The 26,065-nt window shown below is 70.5% G+C and carries 15 protein-coding genes, 1 tRNA gene and 1 rRNA gene; 4 read left to right on the top strand and 13 right to left on the bottom strand.

Annotation, left to right across the window (positions count from 1 at the left end; translation table 11 throughout):
* Nucleotides 1-13: 13 nt before the first annotated feature.
* The 3 genes from RM704_RS14485 to RM704_RS14475 all read left to right on the top strand — a co-directional run bounded on the left by RM704_RS14485 (nucleotide 14) and on the right by RM704_RS14475 (nucleotide 6,751).
* A complete protein-coding gene (locus RM704_RS14485; protein ID WP_033525107.1) occupies nucleotides 14-4,921 on the top strand; it encodes an ATP-dependent helicase in 4,908 nt (1,635 codons plus the stop codon).
* A 159-nt stretch (nucleotides 4,922-5,080) separates the two neighbouring features.
* Complete coding sequence (locus tag RM704_RS14480; protein WP_033525106.1) at nucleotides 5,081-5,950, top strand: Fpg/Nei family DNA glycosylase; 870 nt, start codon at nucleotides 5,081-5,083, stop codon at nucleotides 5,948-5,950.
* Between the two features lie 36 nt (nucleotides 5,951-5,986).
* On the top strand, nucleotides 5,987-6,751 hold the full coding sequence (locus RM704_RS14475; RefSeq protein WP_033525105.1) for an SDR family NAD(P)-dependent oxidoreductase: 765 nt from the start codon (nucleotides 5,987-5,989) through the stop codon (nucleotides 6,749-6,751).
* Here RM704_RS14475 and RM704_RS14470 read toward each other — a convergent pair.
* The 10 genes from RM704_RS14470 to RM704_RS14425 form a co-directional block, all read right to left on the bottom strand.
* Nucleotides 6,699-6,992: a hypothetical protein gene (locus RM704_RS14470; protein ID WP_107072203.1), complete on the bottom strand. Its 294-nt coding sequence runs from the start codon at nucleotides 6,990-6,992 to the stop codon at nucleotides 6,699-6,701. The genes RM704_RS14475 and RM704_RS14470 overlap by 53 nt on opposite strands.
* Nucleotides 6,993-7,179: 187 nt before the next feature.
* Nucleotides 7,180-7,650, bottom strand: a complete 471-nt coding sequence (locus tag RM704_RS14465; RefSeq protein WP_033525104.1) for a Dps family protein — start codon at nucleotides 7,648-7,650, stop codon at nucleotides 7,180-7,182.
* A gap of 198 nt (nucleotides 7,651-7,848) precedes the next feature.
* Nucleotides 7,849-8,226, bottom strand: coding sequence for a helix-turn-helix domain-containing protein (locus RM704_RS14460; RefSeq protein WP_005481441.1), 378 nt, complete (start codon nucleotides 8,224-8,226; stop codon nucleotides 7,849-7,851).
* A gap of 109 nt (nucleotides 8,227-8,335) precedes the next feature.
* Nucleotides 8,336-8,881: a CinA family protein gene (locus RM704_RS14455; RefSeq protein ID WP_033525103.1), complete on the bottom strand. Its 546-nt coding sequence runs from the start codon at nucleotides 8,879-8,881 to the stop codon at nucleotides 8,336-8,338.
* The gene (gene pgsA, locus RM704_RS14450; RefSeq protein ID WP_033525102.1) at nucleotides 8,878-9,624 is read right to left on the bottom strand and encodes a CDP-diacylglycerol--glycerol-3-phosphate 3-phosphatidyltransferase; all 747 of its coding nucleotides are present in this window, start codon (nucleotides 9,622-9,624) and stop codon (nucleotides 8,878-8,880) included. The genes RM704_RS14455 and pgsA overlap by 4 nt, the downstream gene beginning before the upstream one ends.
* Nucleotides 9,621-11,102 (bottom strand): 30S ribosomal protein S12 methylthiotransferase RimO, encoded by a 1,482-nt coding sequence (rimO, locus tag RM704_RS14445; protein ID WP_033525101.1) that lies wholly within the window; start codon nucleotides 11,100-11,102, stop codon nucleotides 9,621-9,623. Before rimO ends, pgsA begins: the two co-directional genes overlap by 4 nt.
* 122 nt (nucleotides 11,103-11,224) lie before the next feature.
* The gene (locus tag RM704_RS14440) at nucleotides 11,225-12,091 is read right to left on the bottom strand and encodes a helix-turn-helix domain-containing protein (RefSeq protein ID WP_033525100.1); all 867 of its coding nucleotides are present in this window, start codon (nucleotides 12,089-12,091) and stop codon (nucleotides 11,225-11,227) included.
* Nucleotides 12,092-12,414: 323 nt separating this feature from the next.
* Nucleotides 12,415-15,150, bottom strand: coding sequence for an FtsK/SpoIIIE family DNA translocase (locus RM704_RS14435; protein ID WP_438828916.1), 2,736 nt, complete (start codon nucleotides 15,148-15,150; stop codon nucleotides 12,415-12,417).
* A 191-nt stretch (nucleotides 15,151-15,341) separates the two neighbouring features.
* Nucleotides 15,342-16,025 (bottom strand): response regulator, encoded by a 684-nt coding sequence (locus RM704_RS14430; protein ID WP_033525098.1) that lies wholly within the window; start codon nucleotides 16,023-16,025, stop codon nucleotides 15,342-15,344.
* 297 nt (nucleotides 16,026-16,322) lie between these two features.
* On the bottom strand, nucleotides 16,323-21,767 hold the full coding sequence (locus RM704_RS14425) for a HAMP domain-containing protein (RefSeq protein ID WP_311590611.1): 5,445 nt from the start codon (nucleotides 21,765-21,767) through the stop codon (nucleotides 16,323-16,325).
* A 408-nt stretch (nucleotides 21,768-22,175) separates the two neighbouring features.
* Between RM704_RS14425 and RM704_RS14420 the strand changes: the two genes are divergently transcribed.
* Entirely contained in the window at nucleotides 22,176-24,920 is a 2,745-nt protein-coding gene (locus RM704_RS14420) for a SpoIIE family protein phosphatase (RefSeq protein WP_033525097.1), read from the top strand.
* 47 nt (nucleotides 24,921-24,967) lie between these two features.
* On the opposite strand, the gene RM704_RS14415 is transcribed toward RM704_RS14420, so the two are convergent.
* The 3 genes from RM704_RS14415 to rrf all read right to left on the bottom strand — a co-directional run bounded on the left by RM704_RS14415 (nucleotide 24,968) and on the right by rrf (nucleotide 26,057).
* A tRNA-Thr gene (locus RM704_RS14415) sits at nucleotides 24,968-25,040 on the bottom strand.
* 123 nt (nucleotides 25,041-25,163) lie between these two features.
* On the bottom strand, nucleotides 25,164-25,826 hold the full coding sequence (locus RM704_RS14410) for a DegT/DnrJ/EryC1/StrS family aminotransferase (protein ID WP_033525096.1): 663 nt from the start codon (nucleotides 25,824-25,826) through the stop codon (nucleotides 25,164-25,166).
* A 114-nt stretch (nucleotides 25,827-25,940) separates the two neighbouring features.
* Nucleotides 25,941-26,057, bottom strand: a 5S ribosomal RNA gene (gene rrf / locus RM704_RS14405).
* Nucleotides 26,058-26,065 lie beyond the last annotated feature (8 nt).

The raw sequence follows: 26,065 nt of genomic DNA, 5'->3' as shown, positions 1-26,065 counted from the left end.
GCAGGATGGGGGCATGGTCAGCTCCGCAGATCGAGCCCTCGACGGCTTCTCCCCCGCGACCCGCGGCTGGTTCACGGGGGCCTTCTCCGCGCCCACCGCGGCCCAGGCCGGGGCGTGGCGGGCGATCGGCGAGGGCTCGGACGTGCTGGTGGTCGCGCCGACCGGCTCCGGCAAGACGCTGGCCGCGTTCCTCGCCGCGCTGGACCAGCTGACGTCGAGCCCTCCCCCGGCCGACCCGAGGAAGCGCTGCCGGGTGCTGTACGTGTCACCCCTGAAGGCGCTCGCGGTGGACGTGGAGCGGAACCTGCGCAGTCCGCTGACCGGCATCCGTCAGGAATCGGTGCGGCTGGGCCTGCCCGAGCCCGAGGTGAAGGTGGGCATCCGTTCCGGGGACACTCCGGCCGCCGAGCGCCGGGCCCTGTCGACCCGCCCGCCCGACATCCTGATCACCACCCCCGAGTCGCTGTTCCTGATGCTGACCTCGGCCACACGCGACGCGCTCACGGGCGTGGAGACGGTGATCCTGGACGAGGTGCACGCGGTCGCCGGCACCAAACGCGGTGCCCATCTCGCCCTCTCCCTGGAGCGGCTCGACGAGCTGCTGCCCCGGCCGGCCCGCCGCATCGGCCTGTCCGCCACCGTGCGTCCGGTCGACGAGGTCGCTCGCTATCTCTCCCCACGCCGCAGGGTGGAGATCGTCCAGCCGCCCTCCGGCAAGGAGTTCGACCTGTCGGTGGTCGTGCCGGTGGAGGACCTGGGCGAGCTGGGCGGCTCCCCGGTCGCCGACGCCAACGAGGGCGCGGAGCGGCCGTCGATCTGGCCGCACGTCGAGGAGCGGATCGCCGACCTCGTCCAGGCCCACCGCTCCACGATCGTCTTCGCCAACTCCCGCCGCCTCGCGGAGCGACTGTGCAACCGGCTCAACGAGATCGCGTACGAGCGGGCCACCGGCGAACCTCTGGACGAACACCACGCCCCGGCGGAGCTGATGGGCGGCTCGGGCGCGGCCCAGGGCGCGCCCCCGGTCCTCGCCCGCGCGCACCACGGCTCGGTCTCCAAGGAGCAGCGTGCCTTGGTCGAGGAGGACCTGAAGGCGGGCCGGCTGCCGGCCGTGGTGGCCACCTCCAGCCTCGAACTGGGCATCGACATGGGCGCGGTGGACCTCGTCGTCCAGGTGGAGTCACCTCCGTCGGTCGCCTCGGGCCTCCAGCGCGTGGGCCGCGCCGGACACCAGGTGGGCGCGGTCTCCACGGGTGTGGTCTTCCCGAAGTACCGGGGTGACCTGGTCCAGTCGGCCGTGGTCACCGAGCGGATGCGCAGCGGCTCCATCGAGTCCATGAGGATCCCGGGCAACCCCCTGGACGTCCTGGCACAGCAGGTCGTCGCCATGACCTCGATGGACACCTGGCAGTTCGACGACCTCCTCGCCACCGTCCGCCGCGCGGCCCCGTTCGCCTCGCTCCCCGAGTCCGCGTTCACGGCCGTCCTCGACATGCTCGCGGGCCGCTATCCGTCCGACGCCTTCGCCGAGTTGCGCCCGCGTGTGGTGTGGGACCGGGTCGCCGGCACCATCACGGGCCGCCCGGGCGCCCAGCGCCTCGCCGTCACCTCGGGGGGCACGATCCCGGACCGGGGTCTCTTCGGGGTCTTCCTCGCGGGCTCCGACCCCAAGAAGGGCGGCGGCCGGGTCGGTGAGCTGGACGAGGAGATGGTGTACGAGTCCCGGGTCGGGGACGTGTTCACCCTCGGCACCAGTTCCTGGCGCATCGAGGACATCACGCGCGACCGGGTGCTGGTCTCCCCCGCACCGGGTGTCCCGGGTCGTCTGCCGTTCTGGAAGGGCGACCAGCTCGGCCGCCCGCTCGAACTGGGCCGGGCGGTCGGCGCTTTCCTGCGCGAGGTGGGGTCCCTGTCCGAGGAGGACGCCCGCCTGCGTCTGCTGACCGCCGGACTCGACGCCTGGGCCGCGGACAACGTGCTCTCCTACCTGGCCGAACAGCGCGAGGCCTGCGGCCACGTACCGGACGACCGCACCATCGTCGTCGAACGCTTCCGCGACGAGCTGGGCGACTGGCGGGTCGTCGTCCACTCCCCCTTCGGCGCCCAGGTCCACGCCCCCTGGGCCCTCGCCCTCGGTGCGAAGCTCTCGGAGCGGTACGGCATGGACGCCCAGGTCATGCACGCCGACGACGGCATCGTGCTGCGCCTGCCCGACGCCGATCTCATGGGGCTGGACCTGCTCGACATGGAGCCCATGAGGGCGGGCACGGAGTACGACTCGGAGCAGGCCCCGCTCGGCGCGGCGGACGTCGCCTTCGACAAGAGCGAGGTCGACCAGATCGTCACCGACCAGGTGGGCGGCTCGGCGCTGTTCGCGTCCCGCTTCCGTGAGTGCGCCGCCCGCGCTCTGCTGCTGCCCCGCCGCAGTCCCGGCAAGCGCACACCCCTGTGGCAGCAGCGCCAGCGCGCGGCACAACTGCTGCAGGTCGCCAGTGAGTTCGGTTCGTTCCCGATCGTCCTGGAGGCGGTCCGCGAATGTCTGCAGGACGTCTTCGACGTCCCCGGCCTCACCGAACTGATGGGCGACATCGAGTCCCGCAAGGTCCGCCTCGTCGAGGTCACCACCCCGGAGCCCTCCCCCTTCGCCCGCTCCCTCCTCTTCGGCTACGTCGCCCAGTTCCTGTACGAGGGCGACTCCCCGCTCGCCGAGCGCCGCGCGGCCGCCCTGTCGCTGGACTCCCGGCTGCTCGCCGAGCTGTTGGGCCAGGCGGAGCTGCGGGAACTGCTCGACGCCGAGGTGCTGACCGAGCTGGAGCGGGAGCTCCAGTGGCTCACCGAGGACCGACGCGTCAAGGACGCCGAAGGCGTCGCGGACCTGCTCCGCGTCCTCGGCCCCCTCACGGACGCCGAGTTGGCCGAGCGCGGCGCCGAACCGCAGTGGGCACCGGAGTTGGCCGGTTCCCGCCGCGCCATCCGGGTCCGCGTCGCCGGCACCGACCACTGGGCGGCGATCGAGGACGCGGGCCGCCTGCGGGACGCGCTCGGCACAGCCCTGCCGGTCGGTGTCCCGGAGGCCTTCACCGAGCCGGTCAAGGACCCCCTCGGCGACCTCCTGGCCCGGTACGCGCGCACCCACGGCCCGTTCACCTCGGCCGCGGCAGCCGCCCGCTTCGGCCTCGGCGCGGCCGTCACGGACGGCGCCCTGCACCGCCTGGCGGCGAACGGCCGCGTCGTGCAAGGCGAGTTCCACCCGGCGGGCATCGGCCAGGAGTGGTGCGACGCGGCCGTGCTGCGACGCCTGCGCCGCCGCTCGCTGGCGGCCCTGCGCCATGAGCTGGAGCCGGTGCCGCCCGCCGCGCTCGCCCAGTTCCTGCCCCAGTGGCAGCACGTGGGCGGCGGCCACGGACTGCGCGGCGTCGACGGCCTGGTCCGCGCGATCGAACAGCTCCAGGGCGCCTCCGTGCCCGCCTCCGCCCTGGAGAAGCTGGTGCTGCCCTCCCGGGTGGCCAACTACAACCCGGCGATGCTCGACGAACTCACCGCTGCCGGAGAAGTCGTCTGGGCCGGGGCCGGCGCCCTCCCCGGCAAGGACGGCTGGGTCTCGCTGTACCTGGCGGACGCTGCCCCGCTCCTCCTCCCACCGCCGCACCCCCTGGAGCTGACCGCGCTCCACGAGTCGATCCTGAGCACCCTCTCCGGCGGCTACGGCCTCTTCTTCCGCCAGATCGCCGACCAGGTCCGCGCGACCACCCACCCCGACGTCACCGATCCCCAACTGGCCGACGCTGTCTGGGACCTGGCCTGGTCCGGCCGACTGACCAACGACACGCTCGCCCCCATGCGCTCCCTCCTCGGCTCGGGCCGCACCGCGGGTTCCACCGCCCACCGCTCCAAGCGCACGGTCCCCCGCGGCCGGTACGGCTCACTGACCGCCGCCGCGCGCCCCCAGTCCCGTACGGGCCCACCCACGGTCGCCGGCCGCTGGTCCCTCCTTCCCGCGCACGAAGCCGACCCCACCGTCCGCGCCCACGCCCTGGCCCGCACCCTCCTCGACCGCCACGGTGTGGTGACCCGCGGCGCCGTGGCCGCCGAGGGTGTCGAAGGCGGCTTCTCCGCGGTCTACCGCGTCCTGTCCGTCTTCGAGGAAAGCGGCCAGGCCCGCCGTGGTTACGTCGTCGAGGGCCTGGGGGCCGCCCAGTTCGCGATGGACGGCGCCGTGGACCGTCTCCGCGCGGTGTCCAACGCCCGCGAACGGAACGAGCCGGTTCCGCCCCCCGCCCCGTACCCCTCCGCCGACGACGTCCATCCCACGGCACAGCACCAGACCCCGTGGGACACCTTCTCCGACGGCTCCGACACCCCCTTCACCCCTGTCGACCCCGGCCCTCCCGACCTCCACCCCGGTCTCCGCCTCGGCCTCGACTCCCCGTACGCTCCGGACGGCACCCCGGACGGACACCACACGTCCGCCCCGGCCGGGCCGTACCACCGCACCGGCCGTTCCCCTCACCACACCCGTCCCACGCCCTCCTCGCGTGCCGTGGTCTTGGCCGCCGCCGACCCCGCGAACGCCTATGGCGCCGCCCTCCCCTGGCCCGAGCCCCCCACCGAGGCCGGACACAAGCCGGGCCGCAAGGCGGGCTCCCTGGTCGTCCTGGTCGACGGCGAGCTGACCCTCTACATGGAGCGCGGCGGCAAGACCCTCCTGGCCTGGCCCGCCGACCCCGACACCAGACCCCTGGACGACCCCCGCCTGCGCCCGGCCGCCGAAGCCCTCTCCGCGGCGGCCCGCGCGGGCTCCCTGGGCACGGTCACGGTGGAACGCGTGAACGGCACCTCCGCCCTCACCTCCCCCCACGGCCCCCTCCTGGAAGGAGCGGGCTTCATCGCGACCCCCCGCGGCTTGCGCATCCGAGCGTGAACCGAGCCGCGCGCCCCGGCAGGGGCACGGGCCCGGTCGTGCCCCTGCGGCTCCGCCGCGTGGGCACGACCAGCCGGACCCCGCCCCACCGCCGGACCACCGCGCCCCCACCCCCAGAGCACCAGGCAGCCGGTCCCCCGAACATGCCACCCTTGACCCATGCCCGAAGGTGACACCGTCTGGCAGACGGCGAGACGACTCCACACCGCCCTCGCCGGCAAGGTCCTGTCCCGCTCCGACCTGCGGGTCCCGAAGTTCGCCACGGCTGACCTCACCGGCCGCACCGTCCTGGACGTCACGCCCCGGGGCAAGCACCTCCTCACCCGGATCGAAGGCGGCCTGACCCTCCACTCCCACCTGCGGATGGACGGCTCCTGGAAGGTGTACGCCAACGACGAGCGCTGGCGCGGCGGCCCCGCGCACCAGATCCGCGCCATCCTGGGCACCGTCGACCGCACGGCCGTCGGCTACCGCCTCCCCGTGCTGGAGCTGATCCGCACCGTCGACGAATCCCGCGCCGTCGGACATCTCGGCCCCGACCTGCTCGGCCCGGACTGGGACCCCGACCGAGCCCTCACCAACCTCCTGCGCGACCCCGCGCGCCCCCTCGGCGAGGCCCTGCTGGACCAGCGCAATCTCGCCGGCATCGGCAACGTCTACAAGAGCGAGCTCTGCTTCCTGCTCCGGGTCACTCCCTGGCTCCCTGTGGGCGCCCTCCCGGAGGAACTAGCCGCCCGGTTGCCCGGCCTCGCCAAGAAGCTCCTCGAAGCCAACCGCGACCGCCCGATCCGCAGCACGACGGGCCACCGCCATCACGACCTCTTCGTGTACGGCCGGGCCCCCCGCCCGTGCCTGCGCTGCCGTACCCCCGTCCGCGCGGCCGACCAGGGCGACGGTTCCCGGGAGCGCCCCACCTACTGGTGCCCCGCCTGCCAGTCGGGTCCTGCACCGGCGCCGGGCACCGGGCACCGGCAGAACGTCCCGCCGGAGCCCCGGCACCGCACGTCGAACCCAAGGCCGTACAGCTAATTGACGGACCGTCAGAATCGCTCGTACCGTCGCCTCATGCCCATCCCGGCGTACGACCTCACCGGCCGCACCGCGTTCGTCACCGGCGCCGGCAGCGGTATCGGCCGAGCGTCGGCGGTCCTGCTCGCCGAGGCGGGCGCCGAGGTGCACTGCGCGGACCGCGACGCGCAGGGCCTGCACGAGACGGCGGCCCTGATCAAGGCCGAGAACGGCACCGCACACGTCCACCACCTCGACGTCACCGACCGCGCCCAGCTGGCGCGGGCGGTGGCCGCCTGCGAACGGCTCCATGTGATGGCGGCGATCGCCGGGATCATGCACAGCAGCCCGGTGCTGGAGACCCGCGACGAGGACCTGGAACGGGTGTGGAACGTCAACTTCAAGGGAGTGCTGCACGCCTGCCAGGAAGCGGCCCGCCGGATGATCACCGATGAGACGCGCGGCAGCATCGTCACCATGGCCTCGGGCGCCGTCGACACCGGCGGTCCGGGACTCCTGTGCTACGGCGTGACCAAGGCGGCGGTGGTCCAGCTGACGAAGACCCTGGCGACCGAGGTCGGCCCGCACGGCATCCGCGTCAACGCCGTGGCGCCGGGCTGGATCCGTACGCCCATGACCGACCGCCGGGACGGCGAGGCACAGGCGCGGACCGAGTCCCTCATGGCCCGGCTCTCACCGCTGGGCCGGGTCGGCGAGCCCGACGACATCGCCCATGCCGTGCTGCATCTCGCCTCCGACGCCTCGGCCTTCACCACGGGTCAGATCCTCCGCCCGAACGGCGGGGTGGCCATGCCCTGGTGACCACGGCCCCCACCGCGCCCCCCAGAACAGGACCACCCCTCGCGCCCCCTGACGCGCCCCCCGACCGTTCCCGGGCCCGCCCCTTCGGCACGCAGTGGACAGGCAGGAGACTCAGCCCCCACCCCCCGGCCGCGACCGCCCCCTCCACCGCGCCGGCGTCCGGCACCAGCGCGAGTCGCAGCACACCCCACCACCACAGCGCACCGAGCCCCAGAGCCGCCCCCCAGCGAGCTATTCGCATGGCCGCCACCTCCAAGGCCTTCGGGCCCCCAGAACGACGCTAGACGGCCCGCGTCACGGCCGGAGAGGGCGCACCACCGGCACAGGGACGCACGGCCCTCTCACGGGGACCACACCCAAGGGCCACCCGGTGCGCCCCGCAGCCACTCACCGCCGTCCTCACGCCCCCAGCGGTCACCCGCGCCGCGCTACCCGTTCTCCGCCTGGAACATCCAGTGGTGCTTCTCGAGATCCGCCGTGATCCCGATGAAGATGTCCTGGCTCACCGGATCCGCTTCCGCGGTGCTCTCCACCCGCGTCCGCATCCGGGTGATCACCGCGCCGAGCGCCTCCACCAGGGTCCCGACCGCGGCCGTGTCCTTGACCCAGCCGTCCGGCACCCTGCCGATTCCGCTGCTCCCGGCGACCGTCCCGGCCCGCCCGTCCGGCGGAACACCGAGGGTGGAGGCACGTTCGGCGACGGTGTCGGAGTGCAGCCGGGCGGTGTCCACGACCTCGTCGAGCTGGAGATGGACCGAGCGGAAGCGCGGCCCGACGACGTTCCAGTGGATCTGCTTGGCCACCAGGGAGAGGTCGACAAGATCGACCAGGGCACCTTGCAGCGCCTCGGACACGGTCTTGAGATCGGCCTCGGACAGCGGGCTCTTCACCACGTACATCAGCACGCTCCGGATTCTTGAGACGACCGTACGACCACCATGACCGCCCACCGCCACCCCGGCAAACGGGAGCCCCAGGCAACACAAAAGCCCCGGTCGGCACCTCCAGGTCTCCCTGGCGGCCCCCGGCCGGGGCTTCCGCTTGGTTCTACCGCTTCACCGACGCGCGCCGGTGCTCATGGACCCGGTCGCGGCAGGTCACGCCGCGACGACGTCCACCGCTTCGGCGGGCGCCTTGATCGTGACCCGCTCCGGCGGCACACCGGCCACCGAGACGGAGTTGAGCATCGGTCGACGCACTGGTGCTGGCACCGGCTCGGTGGCCGCTGCGGACTGGGCCAGCTCGGCAAGGGCGAGCTCGTCACTCACTTCCCGCATGAGCTCGGACATCCGTACGTCCAGCGCGTCGCAAATGGCGGAGAGCAGCTCGGAGGAAGCCTCCTTCTGCCCCCGCTCCACCTCGGAGAGATAGCCGAGTGAGACTCGGGCGGACGAGGAGACTTCGCGCAGAGTACGGCCCTGGCGCTGGCGCTGCCGACGCAGCACGTCACCCAGCAGGCGACGGAGCAGAATCATCGGTGGCTCCCTCCTCGGACCGCGTAGCCGCATCCTTCACGCCCCACCGTACCGCCTTGCGCTGCGGCCGTGCGGGGAGCGCTGTTGTGTTCACTCAGGGCTGCAAACATCAAGTCCCCCCGTTCTGTTCCGTATCCTGTGCCCGCTCATTCCCGGTCTGTTCGCCCGCAAGCTCCTCGAGGAGCAGTGCGAGTACGCTCCGTACACTCTCCATACGGATTTCCGTCCGGCCGCCGTTCAACCGCAACGACGACACTTTCCCGCCACCTGATACGCCGGATTCCGCTGTGGACGGTCCGGCGACGGCCACATAGACCGTGCCGACGGGCCGGCCGTCCTGCGGTTCCGGGCCCGCGACACCGGTGGTCGAAATCCCCCAGTCGGCGCCGAGCGCGGTGCGGACGCCCTGGGCCATCTCCACCGCGACCTGCGGATCCACCGCTCCCCGCTGGTCCAGGAGGGTTGCGTCCACGTCCAGCAACCGGTGCTTCAGATCGGTGGCGTACGCGGTGACCGAGCCCCGGAAGGCCTGGGAGGACCCGGGGGCAGCCGTGAGCGCGGCCGCGACCAGACCGCCTGTCAACGACTCCGCGACAGCGAGCGTCTCGCCCCTCACGGTCAGTAGTCGCAGCACTTCGGCAGCCGTGGAAGTCAACGTTCCGCTCCCTCCGCCGCAGCTTCGCGCTCGGCTGTTCCGCGGCGGCGCAGCACAATGGCCTGTCTCACATAGTCGAATCCGGTGATCACGGTCAGAATGACCGCCGCGGCCATCACCCACCACCTCAGGGTGGCCAGGGGTCCCTCCAGTGCCAGCACGTACATCCCGACGGCGATGCCCTGGGTCAGGGTCTTCAGCTTGCCGCCACGGCTCGCCGGGATGACTCCGTACCGGATGACGACGAACCGCAGCAGTGTGATGCCCAGTTCCCGGCCGAGGATGACGCCCGTCACCCACCACGGCAGATCGCCGAGGTAGGACAGACAGATCAGGGCGGCGCCCATGATCGCCTTGTCGGCGATGGGGTCGGCGATCTTCCCGAAGTCGGTGACGAGGTCGTACGTCCGGGCCAGATGGCCGTCGAAGACATCGGTGATCATGGCGACGGCGAAGGCGGCCCACGCCCAGGCCCGCCAGACCGGGTCGTAGCCGCCGTCCATGAGCATCAGGACGACGAAGCCCGGCACCAGAACCAGGCGGACCATGGTCAGGATGTTCGCGATGTTCCAGAGGCTGGCCTGATTGACGGCGGCAGCTCCCAGCTTCCCGCCACGGACGGGCCGCGCCTCCCCGGCAGCGTCGGAGGCGGCGGCGCTCGGGGCGTCGGGAACGCCGGAAGCGTTCGTCGCGCTCTTGGCGCCGGAGGTGCCGCCCGCCGCGGATGCCGGGACTCCCGTCATCTGGCCGCCTCCTCAGTACACGTGGGGGAGGCGAGCGAGCCCGGAAGCACCTCGGCCACCAGGTCGACGCCCTCCGTGCCGACCACCTTCGCCTCGACCATAAGGCCGACGCTCAGTTCCTGGCCGTTCGTGAACAGCACCTGACCGTCGGTCTCGGGCGCCTGGTGCGCGGCACGGCCGTACGCGCCCTCGTCGCCGTCGACCGACTCGACCAGCACGCGCACGGTCTGTCCGACGCGTTCCTCGGCGCGCTGCGAGACCAGCTCCTCGGCCAGTCGCGAGACCCGCGCCAGCCGCTCGGCGACGACGTCCTCGGACAGCTTGTTCTCGTACGTCGCCGCTTCGGTGCCCTCCTCGTCGGAGTACCCGAAGACACCGATGGCGTCCAGTCTCGCGCCGTTCAGGAACCGCTCCAGCTCCGCGAGGTCGTCCTCGGTCTCACCGGGGAAGCCCACGATGAAGTTGGACCGGACGCCGGCCTCGGGAGCCTTGCCGCGGATGGTGTCCAGCAGCTCCAGGAAGCGGTCGGTGTCGCCGAAGCGGCGCATCGAGCGCAGCACCGCGGGGGCGGAGTGCTGGAAGGAGAGGTCGAAGTACGGAACGACCTTGGGCGTGGAGGTGAGCACGTCGATGAGACCGGGCCGCATCTCGGCGGGCTGGAGGTAGCTGACGCGCACCCGCTCGATGCCGTCGACCTCGGCGAGCTCGGGCAGCAGGGACTCCAGCAGCCTGATGTCGCCCAGGTCCTTGCCGTACGAGGTGTTGTTCTCGGAGACCAGCATGACCTCCTTGACACCCTGCTCGGCCAGCCAGCGCGTCTCGTTCAGCACGTCCGAGGGACGGCGCGAGATGAAGGAGCCGCGGAAGGAGGGGATGGCGCAGAACGAGCAGCGGCGGTCGCAGCCGGAGGCGAGCTTGACAGAGGCGACGGGTGAGCCGTCCAGTCGGCGGCGCAGCGGGGAACGCGGCCCCGAAGCCGGAGCGAGACCTTCCGGAAGATCGACGGGGGCGTGCCCCGGAAGCGCGACCTCGGCCGCGGACTCCTGCCGCTGGGCCGGGCTGATCGGCAGCAGCTTGCGCCGGTCGCGCGGGGTGTGCGAGGCGTGGATGCCGCCGTTCAGAATGGTCTGGAGACGGTCGGAGATGTCCGCGTAGTCGTCGAAGCCGAGCACGCCGTCGGCCTCGGGCAGCGCCTCGGCCAGTTCCTTGCCGTACCGCTCCGCCATGCAGCCCACCGCCACGACGGCCTGGGTTCTGCCGTGGCCCTTGAGGTCGTTGGCCTCCAGGAGGGCGTCGACGGAGTCCTTCTTGGCGGCCTCGACGAAGCCACAGGTGTTGACGACCGCGACGTCCGCTTCCTCGGCGTCCTCGACGAGCTCCCAGCCGTCCGCCTCCAAGCGGCCTGCGAGCTCCTCCGAGTCCACCTCGTTGCGGGCGCAGCCAAGAGTGACGAGTGCGACGGTACGGCGTTCAGGCATGGGCTCAAGACTACTTCGTCCCAGTGACAGCCCACGTCGACGGGGTTGGCCGAATCCTGGCCAACCCCGTACCCACGTTCCCTTTGAATCTTCTGTACGTCCGATCCGGGCGTACAGAAGACTCAGCCCACCTCCGGGTCGCCCTTCGTGTACGTCAGACGTTCGACCTGGCCGGGCTGGAAGTCGTCCTTGATCTTCTTGCCGTTGACATAGAGCTGGACGGCTCCGGCGTCACCGAGGACGAGGTCGATCCTGGAGCTGTCCTGGAAGGTCTTGGACTGGCCCTGCTTGAGCAGGCCGTCCCACAGGAACCTGCCGTTGTGGTCCTTGGCGGAGATCCAGCTGCGGCCGTCGGAGGCGCTGACCTGCACGGTCACCTTGTCACGGGGCGCGGCCGCGATGGCGCTGTCGGTGGGGTCGGGCTTCGGGTCGGCGTCGGGCTTGTCGGCCTTGGGCGTCGGCGAGGCGGACTTGCCGGTGGTCGGCGTGGAGCCCTCGGCGATCTGTGTGGTGTCGCCGTCGTCGTCTCCGCCGCTGAACGCGGTGAAGCCGACGAAGCCGATGACCGCGACGATCGCGGCGACCATGGCGGCGGTCCAGTTGGGGCCGCGCCGTTCGGGACGGATCCGCTCCGCCTCGAACAGCGGCGCCGCCGGGGTCGGCGCGGGCCGCCCGCCGTGCGCCTCTGCGAACTGTTCGAGGAGCGGGGCGGGGTCGATGCGCACCGCGCGCGCGAGGGTACGGATGTGACCGCGCGCGTAGACGTCGCCACCGCAGGGGGCGAAGTCGTCCTGCTCGATCGCGTGCACGATGGCGATGCGGACCCGGGTGGCGTTGCTGACGTCGTCGACGGTCAGCCCGGCCGCGATGCGTGCCTGCTGGAGGGCACGACCGATCGAGGGGCGTTCCGCCGAGCGTTCGTCACGGTCGTCTTCGAACGGACGCTCGTCTTCGGGGAAGTTGCCGTCAGGGGAGTTGCCGATGGACACGGGGGCGCCTTTCGAGCGTGTAGCCACCTGTGCTGGAAGTTCAGTCTAGGGGGGGTACGAAAGGGTGGGGCAACCGGGCGGTGGGACTTTGTACGCCATCAGAATGGCCGGACATCCTGCTGGTGGTGAGGGTGGGGCACGGGGCTGTCCCCTCGTCCAACTTGACGTACGACGAAGGGAAACGGTTGCTCACCATTTCCTTACGGGTGAGTCACGTTCGAATACCCGGATGCCGTAATCCCACCCGTGTTCCGCCCGTCGGACAACCGGTTTTCTCCTGCCGTGCGCCCCTGTCGCACCCCTCCGCGATACCGCTGCGGCCCCTACGCCTCAGTCTCCCCCCGGATCACGGCCAGCACGCCGTCGAGCTCGTCGGGTTTCACAAGAACGTCACGCGCCTTGGAGCCCTCGCTGGGTCCGACGACTCCGCGGGACTCCATGAGGTCCATCAGCCGCCCGGCCTTGGCGAAGCCGACGCGCAGCTTCCGCTGGAGCATGGACGTCGAGCCGAACTGCGTGGAGACGACCAGTTCCGCCGCCTGGCACAGCAGGTCGAGGTCGTCGCCGATCTCCTCGTCGATCTCCTTCTTCTGCTTGGTGCCCACGGTGACGTCGTCCCGGAAGACGGGCGCCATCTGGTCCTTGCAGTGCTGGACGACCGCGGCGACCTCGTCCTCGGTCACGAACGCGCCCTGCATGCGGGTCGGTTTGTTCGCCCCCATCGGCAGGAAGAGTCCGTCACCCTTGCCGATCAGCTTCTCGGCGCCGGGCTGGTCGAGGATGACGCGCGAGTCGGCGAGCGAGGAGGTGGCGAAGGCGAGGCGTGAGGGCACGTTCGCCTTGATCAGACCGGTGACGACGTCCACGGACGGCCGCTGGGTGGCGAGCACCAGATGGATGCCGGCCGCGCGCGCGAGCTGCGTGATGCGGACGATGGCGTCCTCGACGTCCCTCGGCGCCACCATCATCAGGTCGGCCAGCTCGTCCACGATGACCAGCAGATACGGGTACGGCTGGAGCTCGCGCTCACTGCCCTCGGGCAGCTTCACCTTGCCGTTCCTGATGGCCTCGTTGAAGTCGTCGATGTGCCGGTAGCCGAACGCGGCCAGGTCGTCGTAGCGCAGGTCCATCTCGCGCACGACCCACTGGAGCGCCTCGGCCGCCCGCTTGGGGTTGGTGATGATCGGCGTGATGAGGTGCGGGATGCCCTCATACGCCGTCAGTTCGACGCGCTTGGGGTCGACGAGGACCATGCGGACGTCCTCGGGGGTCGCGCGGACCATGATCGACGTGATCAGACAGTTGATGCACGACGATTTGCCGGAGCCGGTCGCACCCGCGACGAGCACATGCGGCATCTTCGCCAGATTGGCCATCACATAGCCGCCCTCGACGTCCTTGCCGAGCGCGACCAGCATCGGATGGTCGTCCTCGGCCGCGTCCGCGAGGCGCAGGACGTCACCGAGGTTGACCATCTCGCGGTCGGTGTTGGGGATCTCGATGCCGACGGCCGACTTGCCGGGGATCGGGCTGATGATCCGTACGTCCGGACTGGCGACGGCGTAGGCGATGTTCTTGGTGAGCGCGGTGATCCGCTCGACCTTGACCGCCGGGCCCAGCTCGACCTCGTAGCGGGTGACCGTCGGCCCGCGGGTGAAGCCGGTGACCGAGGCGTCGACCTTGAACTCGGAGAACACGTTCGACAGGGAAGCCACTATGGCGTCGTTGGCGGCACTGCGCGTCTTGCCCGGACCGCCCCGCTCCAGGAGGTCGAGCGAGGGCAGCGAGTAGGTGATGTCGCCGGAGAGCTGGAGCTGTTCGGCACGCGCCGGCAGCTCGCGGGGCTCGTCCGGTGCCCTCTTGGTCAGGTCCGGCACCAGGGCGTCCTGCCTGGCGCCCTTGGGCGGCTTGGCGGCCGGGGGATCCGCTTGCGTCGGCTTGCTGCGCGCGGCCGGTACGGGAGTGGTCTCCTCCCGGTCCCCCACGGTGACGCCCTGGGTGAGGTCGGCGACCACCGGCGAGGGCGGCATGCCGTGCAGCACCGCCCCGTCGAGCGCGGCGGCGGCCGCCGCCGCGACGTCCACGGCGTCCATCGGCCGGCCGGGGTCGGGCTGCCGTACGGCGGAGCGCCTCGGGCGGCGCCGGGTGAGGGCCTCCTGCTCGGCGTCGTCCGGGTCGTACGGCTCGGGCGCGGAACCGCGCCGGCGCGAGCGCGCGGGCGTGGCGTCGCGCCACTGCTCCTCGTAGCGTGCGTCGTCCTCGCCGTACTCGTCCTCGTCCTCGTCGTCCGCGATGATGCCCAGCTTCTGACCGAGCAGCCGCAGCCGTTGCGGGATCGCGTTGACGGGCGTCGCGGTGACGACGAGCAGCCCGAAGACCGTGAGCAGCACGAGCATCGCCACGGCGAGGGCCTCGCCCATGGTGTACGTCAGCGGGGTGGCCGTGCCCCAGCCGATGAGTCCTCCGGCGTCCCTTATCGCCTGCATGCCGACGCTGCGGGCGGGCGAGCCGCAGGCGATGTGGACCTGGCCGAGGATGCCGATGACGAGCGCGGACAGACCGATGACGATCCGGCCGTTGGCCTCGGGCTTCTCGGGATGCCGGATGAACCGGACGGCGATGACCGCGAGCAGTATCGGCACCAGCAGGTCGAGCCGGCCGAAGGCACCGGTGACCAGCATCTCGACGAGATCGCCGACCGGGCCGCGCAGATTCGACCAGGTACCGGCGGCGACGATCAGCGCGAGGGCGAGCAGCAGCAGCGCGACGCCGTCCTTGCGGTGCGCCGGGTCGAGATTCCTCGCGCCCTGCCCTATGCCGCGGAACACGGCGCCGACGGCGTGCGCGGCACCGAGCCAGACGGCGCGTACGAGTCGGTACACGCCTCCGGTCGGACTGGGCGCCGGTTTCGGAGGGGCCGTTTTCCTCGCCGTCGCCTTCTTGGCGGGTGCCTTCTTGGCGGCGGCTTTCTTCGCGGGGGCCTTCTTCGCCGGAGCCTTCGTCGGAGCGGCCGCCTTCTTGGCGGGCGGCTTCTTCGCTGCGGACTGACGTGAGGCCATGGGTGTGAGGTTACCGGTGGAGGCCACGGCCGACACGTGTGCCTACTGCTTCACCCGTTCGTGTCGCGTGCGTGCCGCCCTGAAGCTGACACGACTGACAGGCCGTCAACCGCACCGGCGTCGGCCCCAACGGGACGCGGGCCCGGGCCACTTCCGTGACCGGGCCCGCTCTCCGACATGCGCTCAGTCGCTCAGTTCTGCGACGGCATCGGCGAAGGTCCCCCCGTGCCCGGCTCCAACGCGTCCAGCGCCCTGCGCAGGCCCGTGAGTTTGCGTTCGAGATGGGCGGCGGTGGCCACCGCCGCCGCGTCCGCCGAGTCGTCGTCGAGCTGTTTGGAGAGCGCCTCCGCCTGCTCCTCCACGGCCGCGAGCCGCGCGGAGAGTTCGGCGAGGATGCCGCCGGAAGGCTCCTTGGAGCCGCCGGCCGCGCCCTTGCCACCGCCCTCCAACTGGAGCCTCAGCAGCGCCGCCTGCTCCCTGAGCTGGCAGTTCTTCATATACAGCTCGACGAAGACGGAGACCTTGGCGCGCAGCACCCATGGGTCGAACGGCTTCGAGATGTAGTCGACCGCACCCGCCGCGTACCCACGGAAGGTGTGGTGCGGTCCGTGGTTGATGGCGGTGAGAAAAATGATCGGGATGTCCCGGGTCCGTTCGCGCCGCTTGATGTGCGCGGCCGTTTCGAATCCGTCCATGCCCGGCATCTGGACGTCCAGCAGAATGACCGCGAAGTCGTCCGTCAGCAGCGCCTTGAGCGCTTCCTCCCCGGACGATGCCCGCACCAGTGTCTGATCGAGCGCGGAGAGGATGGCCTCCAGCGCCAGCAGATTCTCCGGCCGGTCATCGACCAGGAGGATCTTGGCCTTCTGCACCATGGCCCGCCCTCCTCGCCCCGGCTTGGGGCCTCCCCTGTCCGCAGGACTCGACGTGACACCGCTCGGCGTCACCCCAGGGGACGACTCCCTCGCGCCACCCGTCCTTGTGCCGGTCATCGTAGCCGCACCCCGCCCGTCGCCACACCCTGTCACCGTGATGTCACTGTGCTCGTAGCAGAAACGCAGCAGGGGACCAGAAGGTTCCCCGAATCCCGCGTTTCTACACGGCCTCGGCCACACTCAGTCAGCAACTCCGTGCGTCTCCCCACGGGTTGTGACCACGGGGTGCCCCTCCCGTCACTCACTCCGCATCCACTGCTCCATGACCGACAGCAGATGATCCGGATCGACCGGCTTCGTCACATAGTCGGAAGCACCCGAGTCGATCGCCTTCTCCCGGTCGCCCTTCATCGCCTTGGCCGTCAGCGCGATGATCGGCAGCCCGGCGAACTGGGGCATCCGGCGGATCGCCGTGGTCGTCGCGTACCCATCCATCTCGGGCATCATGATGTCCATCAGGACGAGCGTCACATCGTCGTGCTGCTCCAGGACCTCGATGCCCTCACGGCCGTTCTCGGCGTACAGCACGGACAGGCCGTGCTGCTCCAGGACGCTGGTGAGCGCGAAGACGTTACGGATGTCGTCGTCGACGATGAGCACCTTCTCGCCGTCGAAGCGGGCCGCCGTCCTGCGCGCCTGCGAGGCCGCCTCCTGAGCGGCCTGCTGCGCCCAGTGCTCCTGCGCCTGCCCGTTGCCCTGCGCGATCGAGGCGGACGGGGAACCGGCCGACACGGACCTGCGGCGCCGCCTGAAGAGCGCGGCGGCCCCGTTCTGGGTCTCGCGGTACGACCGCACCTCGGCCGGCGTCTCGGCGCGCTGGGCCAGCTCGTCCTCGGAGGCCAGCAGCTCGCCCGCCTCCAGCGCGGCGGGCGCGTTGTGCGCGTAGCCCTGCGGGGGCAGTTCACTGGGGTGCAGCGGCAGATACAGAGTGAAGGTGGACCCGCGTCCCGGCTCGCTCTGCGCGTGGATCTCGCCGCCCAGCAGCCGGGCGATCTCCCGCGAGATGGACAACCCCAGGCCCGTACCGCCGTACTTGCGGCTCGTGGTGCCGTCCGCCTGCTTGAACGCCTCGAAGATGACCCGCATCTTGCTGGCCGCGATACCGATGCCCGTGTCCGTCACCGAGAACGCGATCATGTCGGCGTCCGCGTCCCGCAGCGAGCCCGCCTCCAGCAGCTGCTCCCGGATGGCCACCGGCACATCCGCGCCCGCCGGGCGGATGACCAGCTCCACGGCCCCGGAGTCGGTGAACTTCACCGCGTTGGACAGCAGGTTCCGCAGCACCTGCAACAGCCGCTGCTCGTCCGTGTGCAGCGTGGCCGGCAGCTCCGGCGAGACCCGTACGGAGAAGTCGAGGCCCTTCTCCGCGGTCAGCGGCCGGAAGGTGGCCTCCACGTAGTCGACGAGCTGGACGAGGGCGATCCGGGTCGGTGAGACGTCCATCTTGCCCGCCTCGACCTTCGACAGGTCCAGGATGTCGTTGATGAGCTGGAGCAGGTCGGAGCCCGCCCCGTGGATCGTCTCGGCGAACTCGACCTGCTTGGGCGTCAGGTTCGACTCGGCGTTGTCGGCGAGCAGCTTGGCGAGGATCAGCAGCGAGTTCAGCGGCGTGCGCAGCTCGTGGGACATGTTCGCCAGGAACTCGCTCTTGTAGCGCATGGACACCGCGAGCTGCTCGGCGCGCTCCTCCAGGACCTGCCGCGCCTCCTCGATCTCGGTGTTCTTCACCTCGATGTCGCGGTTCTGCCGGGCCAGCAGCTCGGCCTTCTCCTCCAGCTCGGCGTTGGACGCCTGGAGGGCCTTCTGCCGGTTCTCCAACTCGTCGGACCGCTCACGCAGTTGCTCGGTCAGCTCCTGCGACTGCTTCAGCAGCACCTCGGTCTTGGTGTTGACGGAGATGGTGTTGACGCTCGTCGCGATCATCTCCGCGATCTGGCTCAGGAAGTCCTTCTGGATCTGCGTGAACGGCGTGAACGACGCCAGCTCGATCACGCCGAGCACGGTCCCCTCGAAGAGCACCGGCAACACGATGACCTGCGCCGGAGGCGCCTCGCCGAGCCCGGAGGAGATCTTCAGGTAACCGCTCGGCGCGTTCTCCACCAGGATCGTGCGCTTCTCCTTGGCCGCCGTCCCGACCAGCGCCTCCCCGGGCCGGAACGACGTCGGCATGGAGCCCATCGAATAGCCGTACGAGCCGAGCATGCGCAGCTCGTACTGGTCGTCGTTGTCCGGGGCCAGGTCCTTGCCGTCGAGGAACGGCAGCGCCAGGAAGAACGCGCCGTGCTGCGCGGACACCACCGGCGTCAGCTCGCTCATGATCAGCGAAGCCACGTCGTCGAGGTCCCGGCGCCCCTGCATCAGGGCCGAGATCCGGGCGAGGTTGCCCTTGAGCCAGTCCTGCTCCTGGTTGGCGATCGTGGTGTCGCGCAGGTTGGCGATCATCTTGTTGATGTAGTCCTGCAGCTCCTTGATCTCGCCGGACGCGTCGACGTCGATCTTGAGGTTCAGGTCGCCCCGGGTCACCGCGGTGGCCACGCGCGCGATGGCACGCACCTGCCGGGTCAGGTTCCCGGCCATCTCGTTCACCGACTCGGTGAGGTCCCGCCAGGTTCCGTCGACGTCCCGCACCCGCGCGAGGCCGCCCAGCTGCCCCTCCGTGCCCACCTCGCGGGCCACCCGGGTGACCTCCTCCGCGAACGACGACAGCTGGTCGACCATCGTGTTGATGGTGGTCTTCAGCTCCAGGATCTCGCCGCGCGCGTCGATGTCGATCTTCTTGGTCAGATCGCCCTTGGCGATGGCGGTCGTCACCATCGCGATGTTGCGGACCTGTCCGGTGAGGTTGGACGCCATCGAGTTCACGGACTCGGTGAGGTCCTTCCACGTACCCGCCACACCCGGCACGTGCGCCTGGCCGCCCAGGATGCCGTCCGTGCCCACCTCACGGGCCACCTTGGTGACCTGGTCGGCGAACGAACTCAGCGTCTTCACCATGCTGTTGAAGGTGTCGGCGAGCTGCGCGACCTCACCGGCCGCCTCGATCGTCACCGTACGGGTGAGATCGCCGTTCGCGACGGCCGCGGCGACCTGGGAGATGTTCCGCACCTGCATGGTCAGGTTCTTGGCCATCAGGTTCACATTGCCGCTGAGGTCCTTCCAGATGCCGGTGACGCCCGGCACGTGCGCCTGGCCGCCCAGAATGCCCTCGGTGCCCACCTCGCGGGCCACCCGGGTCACCTGCTCGGCGAAGGACGACAGCTGGTCCACCATCGTGTTGACGGTGGTGACGAGTTCGAGGATCTCGCCCTTCGCGTCCACGGTGATCTTCTTCGACAGGTCGCCCTTGGCGACCGCGGTCGTGACCTCGGCGATCTGACGCACCTGGATGGTCAGGTTGTTCGCCATGAAGTTCACCGACTGCGTGAGGTCCTTCCAGGTGCCGGAGACGCCCTGCACCTCGGCCTGACCGCCGAGCTGGCCCTCCGTACCCACCTCACGGGCGACCCTGGTGACCTCCTCCGCGAACGACGACAGCTGGTCCACCATCGTGTTCAGCGTGTTCTTCAGCTCCAGGATCTCGCCGCGCGCGTCCACGGTGATCTTCTGGGACAGGTCGCCCCGGGCCACCGCCGTGGCGACCTGGGCGATGTTCCGCACCTGGCCCGTGAGGTTGCCGGCCATGCCGTTCACGGACTCGGTGAGGTCACGCCACACACCGGCCACACCGGGCACCTGCGCCTGGCCGCCGAGACGGCCCTCCGTACCCACGTCCCGGGCGACCCGGGTCACCTGATCCGCGAAGGACGACAGCTGGTCGACCATCGTGTTGATGGTGTTCTTCAGCTCCAGGATCTCGCCGCGCGCGTCCACGTCGATCTTCTGCGACAGGTCGCCGCGCGCCACAGCCGTCGTCACCTGCGCGATGTTCCGCACCTGCGAGGTGAGGTTGCCGGCCATCGAGTTGACGGAGTCGGTGAGCTCCTTCCACGTGCCGGACACACCGTCGACGCGGGCCTGGCCGCCGAGACGGCCCTCCGTGCCCACGTCCCGGGCCATCCGCGTCACCTGATCGGCGAAGCTCGACAGCTGGTCCACCATCGTGTTCACGGTGTTCTTCAGTTCGAGCATCTCGCCCGCGACATCGACGGTGACCTTCTGCGAGAGATCGCCGTTGGCCACGGCCGTCGTCACCGCCGCGATGTTCCTCACCTGCCCGGTGAGGTTCCGGAACGCGGTGTTGACGGAGTCCGTCAGGTCCTTCCACGTACCGGCCGCACCCGGCACCTGCGCCTGACCGCCCAGCCGGCCCTCGGCACCCACCTCGTTGGCCACCCGCGTGACCTCGGCGCCGAAGTAGGAGAGCTGGTCGACCATCCCGTTGACGGTGTTCTTCATCGCGAGCATCTCGCCCGCGACATCGACGGTGACCTTCTGCGACAGGTCTCCGTTGGCCACGGCCGTCGTCACCGCCGCGATGTCCCGCACCTGGATGGTCAGGTTCCGGAAGACGGTGTTCACGGAATCGGTGAGGTCCTTCCACGTCCCCGCCGCACCCGGCACCTGCGCCTGACCGCCCAGCCGACCCTCGGCACCCACCTCGTTGGCCACGCGCGTGACCTCGTCGGCGAAGATCCGCAGCGTCTCGGTCATCTGGTTGATCGTCTCGGCCAGCTTGGCGACCTCACCGCGCGCCGGGACGGTCACCTTCTGCGACAGGTCACCATTGGCGACCGCGGTGGTGACCTGCGCGATCCCACGCATCTGGAGGGTGAGGTTGCCGGCCATGGTGTTCACCGAATCGGTGAGTTCCTTCCACACCCCGGCCACGCCCGGCACCTCGGCCTGCCCGCCGAGCTGGCCCTCGGTGCCCACCTCTCGGGCGACTCGCGTCACCTCGGAGGAGAACGCGGAGAGCTGGTCGACCATCGTGTTGACGGTCTCCTTCAGCTCCAGCATCTCTCCGGCCACATGAACCGTGACCTTCCGTGACAGATCACCCTTCGCGACCGCCGTCGTCACCAGCGCGATGTCCCTCACCTGCGCGGTGAGCCGGTACGCCATCGTGTTGACGGACTCCGTCAGGTCCTTCCACGATCCGGACATGCCGCGCACCTTGGCCTGCCCGCCCAGCTTGCCCTCGGTGCCCACCTCGCTGGCCACCCGGGTGACCTCGTCGGTGAACGTGGACAGCTGGTCGACCAGGTTGTTGACCGTACGCCCGACCTTCAGGAACTCCCCGCGCAGCGGATGCCCGGTCCCGTCCGGCGCCTGCGTCCGCAACTCCATGCGCGGCGACAGATCGCCGTCCGCCACGGCCGACAACACCCGGCTGACCTCGGAGACCGGTCGCACGAGGTCGTCGACCAGCGCGTTCGACGCGTCGATCGCCGTCGCCCAGGACCCCTCGGCGGCACCCGTCTCCAGCCGCTCGGTGAGCTTGCCCTCCCGCCCGACGACACGCCGCACGCGCGACAGCTCACCCGTCAGATGCAGATTCCGGTCCGCCACCTCGTTGAAGACGGCGGCGATCTCGGCCATGACCCCGTCGCCCGAGACGGTCAGCCGCCTACGGAAATTGCCGTCCCGCATCGACTCCAGAGCCGTGAGCAGCCGGTTCAGGGCGGCCGTGTCCACGGTCGTCGTGCCACTGCGCGGTTTGCGCGACTTGCGCTGGTCACTCATGGACTGTCCGCCTTTCGCGCGCGTTTTAGTGCCCCGCGTCGCTGCGCCAGACTCCACTGTGTCCCTCCCGCAAGGGTCGACCGTTCCTGCTAGACATACTTCGCCGTATTCGAACGCTTCGTACTGCTCACACTGCTCGTACCACTCGTGCCACTTCGTACTCGGAGCCGCCCGACCTTCTCCTGGAAGCCTGCCCAGTGTTTCACCATGGCTGAACCAGGCCATAACAGTTCGGCAGCTTCGCACACGGTCCGCACACCTCCGGACGGAAACACAGACGACCGGCATCCGCATGGACGGCGAAGGTAAGTAACCTTGCATGCGGCTGTCCAGCCACGCCGGTTCCGACCCGGCCTGGGCGGTGGCGCACGAGCACGAGCGGGCAGGCATCGGAGGGGCGGCCTCACCATGACCACCGGACTGCATCCCGGGGAGACCCCCCAGGACCCCAGGCCGACGGAGAACAAGCCCCTGCCCCGGCAGGACGCCGTCCTCGCACCCCCGCACGTAGAGAACCGGACAAGGAGTTCTGTGATCACCGCGCGCGCGGCCGCCAGCTTCGCTGCCGTCTCACGATCCGTCGCGACCGCCCGCTCGTTCGTCCGCGACACCCTCCAGGGCTGGGGCTTCGCCGACATCGTCGACGACGCGGTCGTCCTCACCAGCGAACTCGTCACCAACGCGGTCGTCCACGCCGGCACCCCCGCCGACGTTCTCTGCCTGCGCGCCGACGACGGCGTACGCATCGAGGTCGCCGACAGATACCCCGAACGTGAGATCCCCCTCCAGGGCAGCCACATCAACATGGGCAGCCCTGACCGCGAAGGCGGCCGCGGCCTCCAGCTGTGCGCGGCGATGGCCACCCGCTGGGGTGTCGAGTACACGCCCACGCACAAGCAGGTCTGGTTCCAACTCGACCTCCCCGACCGCCCGGTGGGCACCCGCTCGGCCGGCCCGTCCCTGCCCGCCGACCTGCTCCCGCTCGCCGACGGCCGGGTCCGCGTCGCGGTCGTCCAGATCGACCGGGCGGGCGCCATCAACGCCTGGAACGAGGACGCCGAGGAACTCTTCGGCTACGCCCCCGACCAGGTCATCGGCAAGCCCCTCACCGACCTCGCCGCGTGGCCGCACACCCCCGGCACCAGCACGGGTGTGGCCGAGGCCCTCCAACTCTCCCGCTGGGAGGGCAGTTACGGCATCCGCGGCGCAAACGGCCGGGTGACGCCGGTCTACGCCTCCCACCTCCGGGTCCGCGACGCGGCCGGCGACCCCTCCACGGTCTGCCTTCTCGTACGGGACGACGAGCGCGCCGTCCTCCAGACCCCGATCCGCATGCCGTCCGGCGACAGCTCCGGTTCCGGCGAGGGCCAGGCCACGGACCCGTTCGAGGTCTTCATCGGCTCCCCCGCCCCGGACGACCTCGACGGCCTCCTCCAGCGCACGGTCGAACGCGCCCGCGACATGCTCGACGGCGACTCCGCTTTCCTGCTGCTGGCCACCGACGACGAGACGGAGCTGGAGGTACGGGCCTCCACGGGCCTCCCCTCGGCCCGCCAGCGCTTCGCCCGCGTCCCCGTGGAGGCCGGCCCCGGCCGGTACGGCTCGGCCCGTATGCCGGCCGTCCACGACGACCTCACGGCCGTCCCCGGCGCCGTCCCCCTCCTCAACGGCACGGGGATGCGCTCGGTCGTCACGGTCCCCCTCAAGGTCGAAGGGCGCCTCACCGGCTCCCTGGGCGTCGCCGCCGAGGCCCAGGGCCGGTACTCCAACGAGGAGGCCCTGCGCCTGCAGTTCGCCGCCGACCGCATCGCCCTGGCCGTCGAGTCGGCCCGCCTCGGCGAGCTGGAGCGCCTGCGCCGCGGTTCGCTGAGCTTCCTGGTGGAGGCCTCCGACCTCCTCGCCGGCACCCTGGACCGCGACCAGACCCTGGCCCTCATGGCCCAGATGACCATTCCGACCCTCGCGACGTGGTGCGCGGTCTACACGATCGCCGACCAGGCCTCGGACCCGTACCTCAGCTACGTCCTGCACGAGGACGAGGACCTCATCGACGGCCTCAAGGCCCTCCTCTCCAAGATCCGCCCGCCGGAGCCCATCCCGACCCCGGGTGCCCGCGTCTGGACGGCTCCCGCCGAGGCCGCTCACCAGGCGGCCCTGCGCACCTCCATGCGGAGCCTGGGCCTAGGCGAGCCCGCCACGGTCAGTTCGGGCATCGGCACCACCCTGGCGACGGCCTCGGCGGTGGGCGGCGAGACCGTCGTCCTCCCCCTGGTGGCCCGCAACCGCGTGATCGGCATGCTGACCCTCGGCAAGCCCACCGACGAGCACTTCCGCCAGGAGATCCTGGAGCTCGCTGAGGACCTCTCCCGCCGGGCCGCCCTCGCCCTGGACAACGCCCGCCTGTACTCGGAGCGCATGGCCATCAGCCAGTCCCTCCAGCGCAGCCTCCTGCCACCCGAGCTCCCGGAGATCGACGGCGTCGAGGTCGAGGTCATCTACCGCGCGGCCGGCGAGGGCAACGAGGTCGGCGGTGACTTCTACGACCTCTTCCCCATCCGTGACGGCGCGTACGGCTTCGCCATCGGCGACGTCTGCGGCACGGGCCCGGAGGCCGCCGCGGTCACCGGCCTCGCCCGCCACGCCCTGCGCCTGCTCGCCCGCGAGGGCTACGCCGGCCCGGCGGTCCTGGAGCGTCTCAACTCCGCGATCATCGACGAGGGGGCCCGCAGCCGCTTCCTGACGCTCCTGTACGGCGAGTTGTGGCCCCAGGAGGACGGCAGCGCGGTCCTGAAGGTCGTCTGCGCGGGCCACCCACTCCCGCTGCGTCTGCGCCAGGACGGCACGGTCGAACCGGCCGCCGAACCGCAGGCCCTGCTCGGTGTCATGGAGGACCTGGAGCTGTACGAGCAGACGGTCACCCTCGACCCCGGGGACGTCCTCCTCTGTGTCACGGACGGCGTCACCGAACGCCGCGAGGGCACCCGCATGTTGGGCGACGACGGCCTCACCGAGGTCCTCACCACATGCACGGGCCTCACGGCCGGAGCGGTCGCGGCGCGTGTCATGCGCGCGGTCGAACGCTTCGCCTCCGACGCGCCCTCCGACGACATGGCCATTCTGGCGATGCGCGTCCCGGGCCTCCAGCAGGACTGAGCGAGCACGAAAAAAGGCCCCGCCCAATGGGCGGGGCCTTCTGTCTGAGCCCCCAAACGGAATCGAACCGTTGACCTTCTCCTTACCATGGAGACGCTCTGCCGACTGAGCTATAGGGGCCTGTCACCTGTTCGAGGTTTCCCTCGCGGCGACGGGATAGATCATACCCCGATTCGGCGGATGCTTCGAACCACCAGCGCACCGACCAGGCACAGCGCCCCTGAGTCGTCCCAAGCGCCGGGCTCAGAAAGCCGGTTGCAACAGCCCGCCGAGCGCATTGCAGGCCGAGACCAGCCGTTGGAGCTGCCGCCGGGACATCTCACCGCCGATGTGCAGCGCCAGTGTCTCGTCGGCGGCCCGCTCGGTCTCCGGAAGACAGATGTCACGCCGGAACCCGGGCATCCGGTGCACGGGCGTCTTCACCGGCACACTGCACTCGACTCCCTTGGCCCGCACGGCTCGCGCGAAGGCGTCCCGGTCCGGTCGCCCGTTCCCGGGCACCCGCACGACGTACTGCTGGAAGGTGTGCCCGTCACATCCCTCGGGAGTCCGTACGCCCTTGAGCTTGGCGCTGAGATACGCGGCCCGCCGCCGACGCTCCCCCAGTTCGCTGTACGGCGTCTCCGACTCGCCCTGTTCCAGCACCAACAGACCGTGCCGCTGACCGACTTGACGAAGCGCCGCGATGTCGGCGGACCGCCCGAAGCGGTGCACGACGACGACGGCCACCGTCCGCGACGTCACCGCGGCCTCGACAGCCGCGCCATCCAGGCAGTACGTCATCGGATCTATATCGGCGAACACCGGCACGGCCCCGGCCAGGCTCACCGCCTGAGCGACCTCCGGGTTCCCGAACGCCGGCACGACGACCTCGTCACCTGCGCCGACACCCGCGGCCCTGAGCATTCCAACGGTACCCATGGCGCGGATCCTGGTCGCGCAACGTGAACTCCAAGTAAAGCCCAACAAAAAAGAGCTGGTCCCCGAACCGAAATTCGGGGACCAGCTCTATCAATATTTGTTCGGCGGCGTCCTACTCTCCCACAGGGTCCCCCCTGCAGTACCATCGGCGCTGTAAGGCTTAGCTTCCGGGTTCGGAATGTAACCGGGCGTTTCCCTCACGCTATGACCACCGAAACACTATG

The organism is Streptomyces gottesmaniae (assembly GCF_031845845.1).
Classification (GTDB): domain Bacteria; phylum Actinomycetota; class Actinomycetes; order Streptomycetales; family Streptomycetaceae; genus Streptomyces; species Streptomyces akebiae.
The sequence above is the reverse complement of the archived record's forward strand: the minus strand, read 5'-3'. Positions and strand labels throughout refer to the sequence as shown.